This is a genomic window from Turicibacter sp., assembly GCF_017941855.1.
Classification (GTDB): Bacteria; Bacillota_I; Bacilli_A; order MOL361; family Turicibacteraceae; genus Turicibacter; species Turicibacter sanguinis.
In genome coordinates this window covers 1-12,334 of record NZ_JAGAVR010000065.1, presented here as the reverse complement: position 1 = coordinate 12,334, position 12,334 = coordinate 1, and the positions used below count along the sequence as shown (strand labels likewise).

General features: G+C 33.7%; 14 protein-coding genes. All 14 read right to left on the bottom strand.

Annotated elements, in window-relative coordinates; all coding sequences use genetic code 11:
* Positions 1 to 86: 86 nt before the first annotated feature.
* Positions 87 to 1,073 (bottom strand): DUF4097 family beta strand repeat-containing protein, encoded by a 987-nt coding sequence (locus J6D32_RS08425; RefSeq protein WP_006785240.1) that lies wholly within the window; start codon positions 1,071 to 1,073, stop codon positions 87 to 89.
* Positions 1,074 to 1,091: 18 nt separating this feature from the next.
* Positions 1,092 to 1,643 carry a DUF1700 domain-containing protein gene (locus tag J6D32_RS08420; RefSeq protein ID WP_009607404.1) on the bottom strand — a complete coding sequence of 184 codons (552 nt, stop codon included), beginning with the start codon at positions 1,641 to 1,643 and terminating at the stop codon, positions 1,092 to 1,094.
* 33 nt (positions 1,644 to 1,676) lie between these two features.
* Positions 1,677 to 1,958, bottom strand: coding sequence for a PadR family transcriptional regulator (locus J6D32_RS08415; protein ID WP_287467543.1), 282 nt, complete (start codon positions 1,956 to 1,958; stop codon positions 1,677 to 1,679).
* Positions 1,959 to 2,110: 152 nt separating this feature from the next.
* Entirely contained in the window at positions 2,111 to 3,238 is a 1,128-nt protein-coding gene (gene nagA, locus J6D32_RS08410) for an N-acetylglucosamine-6-phosphate deacetylase (protein ID WP_129821715.1), read from the bottom strand.
* A 158-nt stretch (positions 3,239 to 3,396) separates the two neighbouring features.
* Positions 3,397 to 6,132: an isoleucine--tRNA ligase gene (gene ileS / locus J6D32_RS08405; protein ID WP_006785236.1), complete on the bottom strand. Its 2,736-nt coding sequence runs from the start codon at positions 6,130 to 6,132 to the stop codon at positions 3,397 to 3,399.
* Positions 6,133 to 6,463: 331 nt separating this feature from the next.
* Positions 6,464 to 6,880, bottom strand: a complete 417-nt coding sequence (locus J6D32_RS08400; RefSeq protein WP_006785235.1) for a DivIVA domain-containing protein — start codon at positions 6,878 to 6,880, stop codon at positions 6,464 to 6,466.
* 13 nt (positions 6,881 to 6,893) lie between these two features.
* Entirely contained in the window at positions 6,894 to 7,661 is a 768-nt protein-coding gene (locus J6D32_RS08395; protein WP_009607402.1) for a YlmH family RNA-binding protein, read from the bottom strand.
* A gap of 2 nt (positions 7,662 to 7,663) precedes the next feature.
* Positions 7,664 to 7,915, bottom strand: a complete 252-nt coding sequence (locus tag J6D32_RS08390; protein WP_006785233.1) for a YggT family protein — start codon at positions 7,913 to 7,915, stop codon at positions 7,664 to 7,666.
* Positions 7,916 to 7,921: 6 nt separating this feature from the next.
* Positions 7,922 to 8,425: a cell division protein SepF gene (locus tag J6D32_RS08385; RefSeq protein WP_006785232.1), complete on the bottom strand. Its 504-nt coding sequence runs from the start codon at positions 8,423 to 8,425 to the stop codon at positions 7,922 to 7,924.
* A 48-nt stretch (positions 8,426 to 8,473) separates the two neighbouring features.
* Positions 8,474 to 9,124, bottom strand: a complete 651-nt coding sequence (locus J6D32_RS08380) for a YggS family pyridoxal phosphate-dependent enzyme (RefSeq protein ID WP_006785231.1) — start codon at positions 9,122 to 9,124, stop codon at positions 8,474 to 8,476.
* Between the two features lie 101 nt (positions 9,125 to 9,225).
* On the bottom strand, positions 9,226 to 9,492 hold the full coding sequence (locus J6D32_RS08375; protein ID WP_009607401.1) for a YlmC/YmxH family sporulation protein: 267 nt from the start codon (positions 9,490 to 9,492) through the stop codon (positions 9,226 to 9,228).
* Positions 9,493 to 9,590: 98 nt separating this feature from the next.
* Positions 9,591 to 10,370 (bottom strand): RNA polymerase sporulation sigma factor SigG, encoded by a 780-nt coding sequence (gene sigG, locus J6D32_RS08370; protein ID WP_006785229.1) that lies wholly within the window; start codon positions 10,368 to 10,370, stop codon positions 9,591 to 9,593.
* Between the two features lie 114 nt (positions 10,371 to 10,484).
* Complete coding sequence (sigE, locus tag J6D32_RS08365; protein ID WP_006785228.1) at positions 10,485 to 11,195, bottom strand: RNA polymerase sporulation sigma factor SigE; 711 nt, start codon at positions 11,193 to 11,195, stop codon at positions 10,485 to 10,487.
* A 32-nt stretch (positions 11,196 to 11,227) separates the two neighbouring features.
* A complete protein-coding gene (locus J6D32_RS08360) occupies positions 11,228 to 12,001 on the bottom strand; it encodes a sigma-E processing peptidase SpoIIGA (protein WP_006785227.1) in 774 nt (257 codons plus the stop codon).
* Positions 12,002 to 12,334: the final 333 nt, after the last annotated feature.

Genomic DNA, 12,334 nt, shown 5'->3' with positions numbered 1-12,334 from the left:
AGCCTCCTATTACATTAACCTAATTCGTTTTGATGTGATAGTAAAAAAACCTATCGCCCACTGGGAGATAAGTTTTTATCCCTATTTTAATTATAACTGATTTTCAAGACATTTGCCTCTATTTCATGATTTTTCTTTAATCCTGATAGCTGTAAAGATTTAATTTGATAACTTAAATCTTCATTTTTTAAACTTACCTCTCCATTTAGTTTATCCACATCAATGTAGCTCATGTATATATTTTTCAAATTGAAATCCCCATTCACTGTGGAGAGGTTTAATACCTCTCCCTTTAAATCTGTTATCGAAAAATCACCATTAATTGTTTCCGCTTCGATATACGAACTTTCTAAATTAGAAACTAAAAGACTTCCGTTTACAACTGATAGCGTACTCTCGTTGTTTATGATACTATCTAAAACTTTAATTTTTCCATTCACTGTTTCTAAAATGGCCTCAACAAACTGACTATCACAGAGTTCAACCGTTCCATTCACGGTCTTAACTTCTAAAATTTGTCCAATCCCTGAAATTTTAATATCGCCATTAAGGGTCTCTAATTCATAATCCATGACATTTTGAGGGACCTTAATGACAATTTTTGATTTACTTTCCTCACATCCAAAGAAACAAAACAGTTGATTTTTTTTCTTTTCTTCAACTGTCACGGTCGAAATGGATTGTTCAATACGGAAACGATTTGGTTTTTTGGTGTAAATTTCAACACTTAATGTCTGACCTTCTACCGATTGAATCACTACATCTGCGTTCATCACATCAGTTTCTAGTTCAATTGGTTGTGCTAAATCAAAATCAAACGTACTTAAATGATAATAGTCTTCTTCACTTCCACTTTGTCTAAACTGTAAATTTGACACAAACTGCTCGGATTCTAGATGATCATAAGTGAAAATATCTCCCTCATAGCCTTCTATTCTTTCTGCGATATCATCAATCAAATCAGGTATTTTCTTGATATCATAGACTGTCATGGAAATCATGCTTGCTATAAAAATAACTAAAGCTGTCACTGATGAATAAATTAAATATAAACCCATTCTATTTTTTTTCATAACAAATCCCCTCTCAAATTAAAATGGTCTGATTAAAAAACGGCCCATTCGATACAAACCGTAAAATAGAGCTAGTCCACTATTAAAAATTAAAATCGATAAGCTAAATAATAAGAAAAAGATTGACCACGTTACTTGGCTAAATAAAAAGGAAACAAAGAACAATACAATCCCACCAATCGTTAAACCAAATGCAACCCCCATCACTCCAAATCCGACAACAAAAAAAACACCCCATAAAGCTAAATAAATTAATTTTTCTCCCATCCTTTTTCCCTCACAATCTTGACGGCTCACCACATCAGCAAAAAAATTAAGCGCCTCATTTGCTCCTTGTTCGATTTTTTCAAACAGATTCTCTTGATGTTCAATCCCTAACGCCAATTTCACTTCCTTTGCTACTTCTTTTGGTGAACCTAGTCGCTGTAAAATTTCATCTTCACTTTTCCCTTCATTGAGCATCGCCTTAATTTGCTCTTGATAATTTAGGATAATATCACTTCGATCCTCTTCAGACAAAAGTCGTAATTCTTTTTCTAATGCCTCAATCCAATTCATTTTGTGACTCATCCACATTCACTCCTTCTAAAAAATAATTAACTTCTAAACTAAACACTTTCCAATCCCCCACCATTTTACTGAGATGTTTTTTCCCACTGTCGTTATCACATAATATTTTCGTGCGGGTCCTTCACTTGAATCTCTCATATACGTCCTGCAATAGCCTTCCTTTGTTAACCGTCTTAATAAGGGATAAATCGTACTCTCTGTCACCTCAATGCGCGGTGAAATTCGTTGGACAATCTCATATCCATATAAATCTTCTTGCTCAATTAAACTAAGTACACAAAGTTCTAAAATCCCTTTTTTATATTGAGAATTCATTCAGTCCCTCCTCAATGTTTATCTCTTCTTCATCCAATTTATGCGTCTAACCACTATAGTGTGATACACAATACAAAACATAACATAGTAGTATGTCACGCGCCATAGGTTGAAAAAAAAAGAAGAACATTCGTTCCTCCTTTTTCGTCATGTTATCGCTCATAGACAATTTTTCCTTCAACAATCGTCACCAATGCTTCTAACGCTTCATCCCAAATCACTAAATCTGCATCTTTCCCAATCTCAATCGATCCTTTACAATCCTCTACTCCAATTGAACGAGCGGCATTTAAAGACGCTAATTGGTAAACAGCAGGTAAAGAAAGCGTGGTTTCTTCATAAAAATTACGCACTGCTTTATTTAAAGTTAACACACTACCTGCTAAAGATCCTGTTCGAAGCCTTGCACTTCCATTCTCAACGATAACTTCTTGTCCTCCCAAATCATAAACGCCATCTGGCATACAGCCCGCTCGCATACTGTCCGTAATTAACACTATATTTCCACTTTTAACCCGATAAAACCATTCAAAAATTTCAGGATTAACGTGAATTTTATCTGCGATTAACTCCGCACTCACATCAGACATTAAAATAGCCCCTACTGCTCCAGGTTCGCGATGATTAAATCCAGACATCCCGTTAAACGTATGTGTGGCGTGTGAAATACCAAGTTGAATCGCTTCTTTGGCTTTTGCAAACGTCGTTGAAGTATGTCCCATCGACAATTTAATATCTGTCTTTAATTTCATGGCTTTAATAAATTCATAACCTTCATCAACTTCAGGCGCAAGGGTAATTAATTTAATCACATCTTGAAAAGGTTCAATCCATGTCATATTAGGCTTTTGAATAAACGCTTTGTTTTGGGCACCTTTATACGTCTCACTAATAAATGGTCCTTCTAAATGACACCCTAAAACCTTAGCGCCTTTATAATGGCCATTCATGCCTATTCGAATTTGATTTAATGCACATTCAATCTTTTCTTGACTCATCGTCATCGTGGTTGGTAAAAAACTCGTCACTCCAAACTTAACAAGCAGTTGACTAATCGTCTCAATTGTATCATCATTTGCATCCATGACATCAGCCCCACCTGCCCCATGGATATGAATATCAATCAATCCCGCTCCAACATAAGCTCCTTTAGCATCTATAATTTCCACCTGATCCGGTAAATCATCTGTAATATCTAGGATTTTGTCCTCAAATAAAATAATTTTTTGTTCCATAATAGAATCATTTAAAATAATTTTACCATTTATAATTGCCTTCATCTTTTCCCCTCCAAGCAAACGTTCCTCACTCCTTTTATACCATATCTGACAGTTAAATCGTATGGTTTATCCTCATGATTATATAGAAATATCTTACCTACCTAACAAAAAAAACCAATGAACGAAACATCGATTCATTGGTTTTTGGTCATATTTAATTAGGCTTCAATAACTTCAGCACAACGAGGACAAATTCCTTGCTCATTAGCAGCTGGTACCACTAACCAACAACGATCACAAGTATGTCCTTCAGCTGCTTTAACCACAACGGCTAATCCATCAAATTGTAAAGCATCCTCAGGAGCCTCTCCCTCTTCAAGCACACACTCAGATACGATGAAGATTTGTTTTAAATCTGCCTGTAATGAGTTTAATAATGCTTTAGTCTCAGCATTTGGATATAAGTGTAATGAAGCAGTTAATGATTTACCAATCACTTTTTGATTACGTGCTTCTTCTAATGCTTTTAAAACATCATGACGTAATGATAAGAATTGACTCCATTTTGTCGTCACTTCAGCTGCATTCGCATATTCTTTAACCACTGGCATATCTGTTAAGTAAACAGAAATTTCAGTGTGTCCTGGAATATATGAATACACTTCATCCGCTGTATGTGGGATGACTGGTGCAAGTAAGCGACACATGTCATACACATGGTGATATAAGACGGTTTGAATTGAACGACGTGCTTGGCTATCTGCTTTTTCAATATATAAAATATCTTTCGTAAAATCTAAATAGAAGGCACTTAAATCATTTGAGATATAATTATTAACTGTTTTGAATACGTCATCAAAACGATATTCTTCATAAGCTGATTTTAATTCTTTTGTTAACTCATTTAAACGAATCATCATAAATTGATCCACTTCATTTAAGTCTTCATAAGCCACTAAATCAGTTTCAGGATTAAAATCAAATAAGTTTCCAAGTAAGAAACGGAATGTATTACGCATTTTACGATAACTTTCAGCAACTTGTTTGATTAAATCTTCAGAAATACGAACGTCTGCTTGGTAATCAACTGATGCTACCCATAAACGAACGATATCTGCACCGTAAATTTTAATTAATTTTAATGGGTCAATAACATTTCCAATTGATTTAGACATTTTACGTCCTTGTCCATCTAAAACAAATCCATGACTTACGACTGTTTTATATGGCGCACGTCCTGTCATCGCAACCCCTGTTGATAATGAAGAGTTAAACCATCCACGATATTGGTCAGACCCTTCTAAATATAAATCAGCTGGATATGGTAATCCACGTTCAACTAACACACTATGGTGAGAAGAACCAGAATCAAACCAAACATCCATGATATCTGTCTCTTTGCGGAACTTTCCATTTGGGCTACCTGGATGAGTAAATCCTGCTGGTAATAATTCTTCAGCTTCTAATTCAAACCAGATGTTTGATCCTTTTTCACGGAATAAATTAGCGACATGATTAATAACTGATTCATCTAAAATGGCTTCACCATCTTCAGCATAGAACACTGGAATCGGAACACCCCAAACACGTTGACGAGAAATACACCAATCAGCACGATCTTTAATCATATTTCCTAGACGCACTTCTCCCCATGCCGGTAACCAGTTCACCTCTTTAATTTGCTCCATCATTTGACCTTTTAACGCTTCAATTGAAGCAAACCATTGCTCTGTTGCACGGAAAATAATTGGTTTTTTCGTACGCCAGTCATGTGGATATGAGTGAGTGATGAATTTTAATCCAAGAAGTGCACCCTTTTCTTCAAGCTTTTGTCCAACTGCTTTATTAGCATCTTCATAGTACATTCCTTCAAACTCAAACGCATCTTTTGTCATGTATCCACGATAATCAACTGGACATAAGACCTCTAAATTATATTTACGCCCTGCATTAAAGTCATCTTCACCATGACCTGGTGCAGTATGAACAAGCCCTGTTCCGGCATCTAATGTAACGTGATCTCCTAAAATTAATAATGATTCACGATCAAATAATGGATGTTTAGCCGTCATATATTCAAAGTCTGACCCTTTATAAGTTGCTAAAATCTCATAAGTTTCCCAGTTTAATTCTTTTGATAATGACTCAACTAATTCTTTAGCGACAATGAACTTGCGATCATTAACAGCCACTGTCACATACTCAAGATCAGCATTCACACAGATTCCTAAGTTCGCTGGAATGGTCCAAGGAGTTGTTGTCCAAATAACAAATTCTTCATCTCCAGCTAAAATACCTTTTCCATCTTGTACTTTAAATGCCACATAGATAGATGGCGATTTTTTATCATGATATTCAATTTCCGCTTCAGCTAAAGCTGTTTCTGAAGATGGTGACCAGTAGATTGGCTTTAATCCTTTATAAATTAACCCTTCCTTCACCATTTTTCCGAAAACTAAAATTTGTTGTGCTTCATACTCTTTTTGTAATGTAATATATGGGTTATCCCAGTCACCAAGTACGCCTAAACGTTTAAACTGTGTCTTCTGACCTTCTACTTGTTCAAGAGCGTACTCTTTACATAATTCGCGGAATTCAGCCACCGTTTTTTCTTTACGATTCACTTTTTTATTATTCGTTAATGCTTGCTCAATTGGAAGACCATGTGTATCCCATCCTGGAATATATGGTGCGTAATATCCATCCATATTTTTAAAACGCACAACAAAATCTTTCAAAATTTTATTTAATGCGTGCCCCATATGAATATTTCCATTGGCATAAGGTGGTCCATCATGTAAAACGAAAGGTGTTTTATCTTGATTTTTTTCCAACACTTTCTCATATAATTTTTCATCATACCACGTCTGTTCAATTTGTGGTTCACGATTTGGAAGATTTCCACGCATTGGGAAATCTGTTTTAGGCATTAATAATGTCTCTTTTAATTCCATGTCGACAACTCCTTTTTGATTTATCCATCAAATAGTTTAAGACAATAAAAAAAACTTTCCGTCACATAAGGACGAAAAGTTCGTGGTACCACCTTAATTTACAACAAAAGGATTTCCTCTTATTGCCTCAAACTATTTATCGCATAGTATACGTCATGTTTTAATTCACATGAAAGCTCCTGGCTGATTCTATTTCATCATTTTTATCGGCCTTTCACCAACACCGACTCGCTAAAAAAAAGAGGAAAAAATAGCATGGTCCAATCATCGCTCATATTCACTATATTTGACTTAAATTTTAAAGAATTTAAGTTAAAAAATCAATACATTTTTAACATTTTCCCCAACAATTTTTAATATCTTCAATTTTCGAGTTTAAAAAGTCGATTAACTCATTTTTAATTTGTAATTGTTGTCGTTCAAACAAGGCTGTTTCTTCTGTAATTTTTTCTACATCCTGGACAGCTTGATTAATAATTACTTGCGAAATTTTCTCAGTTTCTTGGATAATTTTCATCGCATCACGTTTAGCATGAGTTTTTAAAAGCTCGATTTGCGCAAGCTCTGATTTCATTTGTTGTTCAGAACTTTCTTGCATCGCATGAATCTCTTTTTTCAACGACTTATTCTGCTTTTCTAAGGCTTCAATTTGCTCAATTAATAAACAGAAAACACGATATAACTCCTCATCTGAAAATCGTCCCCACGATTTTTTCATTTGACTTTTCAACATTTCAGCTGGTGTCATTTTGTTCCCCCTATCACACGGTTTTCCCGACAATAATTACAAATCGTTCACTTTTAGTTCGACTTTTTAAAACTTTTAATCTAAATCGTCCATGTCGTTTAATTGACAAGACATCTCCAATTTGACAAATACGTGAGTGATTTTGTTCAATCACCCAATTAACTTGAACCCCGGCTTGCATGATATACTCATGGACTTGTGAACGCGAAACTTTCATTAAACTAGCCACAATGACATCTAAACGCATCGAACTAATAATGATTTCAAATTCATCTTCCTGATCGATTTTTTCAAACTGGGAAATTGAAGATTCTTTGATTAAAATTGAATGTTTTCCTACCTTATGAAAATGTTGGAGAAAAAATTCTGAAAATTCTTCACATATTGCTAAATAAATTCTTCCATTTGATAGGATAACAATATCTCCAATCAATGAGCGATCAATATTTAAAGCAGTTAAAGAACCTAGAATTTGTGGATGTTTTAAGGTAACTAATTTTTGATTATACTCAATTTCATAACCCTTCACATACTGACTGAGATTATTTAACTTTAAATAATCAGGATATAGGATTGCACGCTTTCGCTCAGCCTTTTGAAAGCCACCTTCAAAACTGACTCGGACTTCACTGTTTTGGTTGACTAACATCTGAACAATTTCTTGTTCACGAAGGGTTAGAAATTTGGTTGTTTTTATTTTGTGACTATAGTAGACTTGATTAACCCAATCCGATACCTTTAATACGAATTGATGCTCATGCTTATTAAAATGCTCTAACATGGCTAAAACAGTCTAAATAATCCTTGCATGGCGATATCTAAAACAATAAAGGCCACGATTGGAGAAAAATCAATCATTCCAATAGGTGGTATGATTTTTCTAAAAATAGATAAATATGGCTCAACAAAACTTGCTAAAACGCGTCCTAACTGCGTTTGGCGACTTTCTGGAACCCAACTCATAATAATATAAATTAGCATCATGGTCTCATAAAATCGCAAAACAAGACTTAAATAATAGACGATGTTTCCCATAATTTATTACTCCTCAATATCTTGTTGTAGTTCTTGAACAGTGACTTGTCCTTCCGTTTCTACATTTCGAGGTGTACATAAGAATAAGTTTGTTCCCACGCGTTTAATATCCCCATCAATGGCATAGATGGTTCCACTTAAGAAATCAACAACGCGTTTTGCTTGTGCTTTTTCTAATCGCTGTAAATTGATAAATACTGGATAATTATCTTTTAAGCAATCTGCAATATCTTGTGCATCAGAATATTCATTTGGTTCACGAATAATCACTTTATTTAAATTGCTATCTAAATTTGCTTTATTTAACTCTTTATTCATTGTCATCACAGTACTTTTCCCTTTGTTATTTGAATGATTAGATTGGTTTGGAATAGCCGTTAATACTGGCTTTGCTGCAGGAATTGGTTTTAAAACTTCTGGCTCTTCAATTTCCTCTTCCTCTTCAAATTCCATTTCATATTCGTCTTCATCGATTCCAATAATTGATTTGAACTTGTCTTTAAAACTCATACTTCTACTCCTCCTAGAATCATTAATTTATAAAGGCTTCATCTCTTACTAGTCTTGAAATAAAATTGAACCTAGACGGACATAAGTCGCCCCTTCTTCTACCGCAATTAAATAATCATTACTCATCCCCATTGAAAGTTCTTGACACGATTTATAGTTTTTTTCTAAATCAAGTTGTAATTGTTTTAATTCACTAAAGCATCTTCTGAGAGTCAGTTCATTCTCTGTATTTGGTGCCATTGTCATTAATCCAATAACCTCAATTTTAGAAAACGAATTTAATTGTTCTATAAATGTGACCACTTCATCTTTGGCTAACCCATGCTTAGTCTTTTCACCACTAATATTCACTTGAATTAAACACTTTAATGGCTTATCGCGATACTTTTCAATCTCCTTTGCTAAAGAAAGACGATCAAGAGAATGTAAAACATCGATCTCATTAATGACTTCCTTTACTTTCCGTGATTGAAGCGTTCCGATGAAATGCCATTCAATTGGCAAATGTAATTGCGCTTTTTTTTCAAGAAGGGCATCCACTCTATTTTCTCCCATGATAGTAATTCCGCAATCATAGAGCCTTTTCATCTGTTCAACATTTACATATTTTGTGGCAGCAACAATACGAACTTTTTCGCAATCGCGCTGACATGCCTGAATATCTTGTTGGACTTGTTCAACGTTTTTTTCAATATTCATCTTATTCACCTGTCAACTTCCAATATTACTGCATGATATTATAAATTATACCATAATTCATTATGAATGGAAATTTTTTTTAAAGAAGTCCTCTCCAATTCCTAGTATTGTGTAATGCTTTGAGTCACATTAACAATAATTACATCTTCCCCAATTTTTAAAATTTGATTCCAAGGAACAACCACTGCTTCATCATCCTTTGAAAAAAAACTCATAAATCGCATCGATGGTTGAACCGTAATCGCAATAATCTGTCCTGAATTTGTATCAATTTTCAAACTAGATACAAATCCGATTCTCTCGCCCGTTACCACATTGATGACATCTTTCTCTTCTATATCGCTTAATGTCATGATACTATCTTTCACCTTGATCCCACCTTTTCTTTCTATCAATTCATATTATGAAGAAAGGAGACTAAATATGTGATCACCATAAAAAAATAGATGGGGGACTCCCATCTATTTTAACTTTTCATCATTTCTTCCATGACTTGTAATGCATTTTTCTCTAATCTTGAAACTTGTGCTTGAGAAATACCAATCTCGGCAGCTATCTCCATTTGGGTTTTTCCCATAAAGTAACGGTCATGTATAATTCGTTTTTCACGTTTTCCAAGGCGTTTAAATCCTTCTTCCAACATTAATTTAACACTCCATTTATCGTCAGTAATACTATCATCCTTTATTTGATCTATTAAATGAATCGTATCGCCTCCATCATTATAGATTGGAGAAAAGATTGAAACGGGATCGGATATAGCCTCCACTGATAACACAACGTCAATAGGTTCGACTCCTATAGCTGCTGCTATTTCTTCGTTCGTTGGATCTCGTTGGAGTTCTATTGAAAGTTGATCCTTAACTTGTAATACTTTATACGCCGTATCTCTTAAAGAGCGAGATACACGTAATGAATTATTATCGCGTAAATAACGTCTGATTTCACCGATAATCATAGGGACGGCATACGTTGAAAACTTGACTTCATGTGATAAATCAAAGTGATCAATCGCCTTCATTAAACCTAGACATCCGACTTGAAATAAATCATCAAGATTTTCACCACGATGATTAAATTTTTTAATAATACTTAACACCAGCCGCAAATTTCCTTTGATTAAACTTTCTCTGGCCTCTACATTTCCATTTTGAAAGCTTTTAAACAATTCGGTCATTTCCGCATTACTTAATACTTCTAACTTAGCTGTGTCAACTCCTACGATATCTACTTTATGTTTTGACATGATGGCCCCTCCTAGTTGCATTACAATTACAGTTGTATCTACTGAAAAGTATGAGCAACATCAGACCAAATCATTCATAAATTAGCTAATTATTGTGTGTGTTTTTTCGACAAGTCACTTTGTTTTTAAAACTTCTTTTCTAATTTTATCAATTATCTTTTTCTCTAATCTTGAAATATAAGACTGTGAAATATCTAGCTTTTGTGCAACTTCTTTTTGTGTCAAAGGGTCTTCCCCACACAAACCAAAACGCATATACATAATTTCTCGTTCACGACGTTTTAAGCGATTAATAGCATCAAACACAAGCTGTCTTTCAACATCTTCTTCAATATCTTTATAAACCTCATTCTCCTCTGTCCCCAATATATCTGACAGCAGTAATTCATTTCCATCCCAATCCACATTGAGCGGTTCATCTAACGATACTTCATTTCGAATTCGATTCGTTTTTCTAAGATGCATTAAAATCTCATTTTCTATACATCGTGAGGCATAAGTCGCTAGTTTAATATTTTTGTCCATTTTAAACGTTTGAACCCCTTTTATTAGCCCTAACGTCCCAATACTAATTAAATCTTCAAGATTAACACCCGAACTTTCAAATTTCTTCGCAATATAGACAACCAAACGCAAATTATGTTCGATGAGCGTCTGTCTAGCTCGTTCATCTCCACCTTGAAATCTTGTTAAGACATTAAATTCTTCGTCTTTTGATAATGGTTCAGGAAGTGTTTCATTTCCACGAATATAGTTGACATATTTATTTTTACGTTTAAACAACCTTTCAATAAGCGCTATGACCCAATTAATTAAATGATGCATCTTACTTCCCCCTTTTTTAACTCCTAACAAACTTATATATTTTGAACCATTTTAGGTTGTAATAAAAAATCGTAATCAATAAAAGTATTATCAATAACCCCAATTAACACATTATGAACCACTTGATTATCAATGAGTAATAACGTTGGCCGAAAAACTAATAATAATTGATCCTCTTCATTGATAACAGAATAATGTGTATACCAATAAGAAATATTCCGTTCATTTAAAAATTCAAGAATCGAATTTCCACTTAATTTTATTTTTGGCATTATCATAATTGCTTGCCGCGTTTTTTCATCTAATAAATGATTTCCGGTATCTACAAATCCAGTCCCTTTAATCTCTTTTTCTCCACAAAATATTTTAACAGAATAAGTAAATTGTTGAATCGTTTGTTGTTCCCCTATCCACCTTACTTTGAGAATATAGCATATCGTAATAAAAACTGAAATGATAAAAAGTGAAATAATATATGGAATAATCGTCATTTCAAATTTAATAAAATGAGCAATCGAATAAATACTTCCACTTAAAATCATACTCAAACAATAAAAGTATAAAACTTTTGTACCATATTTCTTAACTGGCTGTTTTTTAAAGACGATCCAAATCATAACAAATGGAACCAAGCCAATCAAAAAGGTAATGTCTATTGTAAACAAGAAGGTGCTTAGTAGTAATCCAACACTCAATCCTACTAATAGTCTCGAATATTGAAACTCTTCATCGGTAAGAATCGCAACGCCCGTTAAAATTAAATAATCATAAATTAAGTTTTGAATAATGAAAAGATCAATATACATAATTGCTCCTCCTTTCTCATACCATTTCCTATAACTAAATTGTATCGGAAAAGAAGTGTAAAATCTGTCAGTTCTTTGATGCAATTTTTGAAATATTGAATTTATTAGATTAATTTTTTGAACTTCTTTTAAAATATTTGTTAAATTTGGTTCTATAATATTTGGTGTTGCTAACTAAGCAACGCCTTTTTCATGGCATCAAAAAAAGAGACATCAAGTCTCTATCCTGTTACAATGTTATCGGCTAAAACAATATTGAAAGGATAATTTTTGATGTCTCACTCATATTCTACTAGAAAATTTTTAAATATTAAAGATAAAAATATCATCTTT

Bases quoted from the DNA above. Each gene is read 5' to 3' on its own strand.
- J6D32_RS08425 (WP_006785240.1), bottom strand. From the start codon at position 1,073: ATGAAAAAAAATAGAATGGGTTTATATTTAATTTATTCATCAGTGACA.
- J6D32_RS08420 (WP_009607404.1), bottom strand. From the start codon at position 1,643: ATGAGTCACAAAATGAATTGGATTGAGGCATTAGAAAAAGAATTACGA.
- J6D32_RS08415 (WP_287467543.1), bottom strand. From the start codon at position 1,958: ATGAATTCTCAATATAAAAAAGGGATTTTAGAACTTTGTGTACTTAGT.
- nagA (WP_129821715.1), bottom strand. From the start codon at position 3,238: ATGAAGGCAATTATAAATGGTAAAATTATTTTAAATGATTCTATTATG.
- ileS (WP_006785236.1), bottom strand. From the start codon at position 6,132: ATGGAATTAAAAGAGACATTATTAATGCCTAAAACAGATTTCCCAATG.
- J6D32_RS08400 (WP_006785235.1), bottom strand. From the start codon at position 6,880: ATGACACCAGCTGAAATGTTGAAAAGTCAAATGAAAAAATCGTGGGGA.
- J6D32_RS08395 (WP_009607402.1), bottom strand. From the start codon at position 7,661: ATGTTAGAGCATTTTAATAAGCATGAGCATCAATTCGTATTAAAGGTA.
- J6D32_RS08390 (WP_006785233.1), bottom strand. From the start codon at position 7,915: ATGGGAAACATCGTCTATTATTTAAGTCTTGTTTTGCGATTTTATGAG.
- J6D32_RS08385 (WP_006785232.1), bottom strand. From the start codon at position 8,425: ATGAGTTTTAAAGACAAGTTCAAATCAATTATTGGAATCGATGAAGAC.
- J6D32_RS08380 (WP_006785231.1), bottom strand. From the start codon at position 9,124: ATGAATATTGAAAAAAACGTTGAACAAGTCCAACAAGATATTCAGGCA.
- sigG (WP_006785229.1), bottom strand. From the start codon at position 10,370: ATGTCAAAACATAAAGTAGATATCGTAGGAGTTGACACAGCTAAGTTA.
- sigE (WP_006785228.1), bottom strand. From the start codon at position 11,195: ATGCATCATTTAATTAATTGGGTCATAGCGCTTATTGAAAGGTTGTTT.
- J6D32_RS08360 (WP_006785227.1), bottom strand. From the start codon at position 12,001: ATGTATATTGATCTTTTCATTATTCAAAACTTAATTTATGATTATTTA.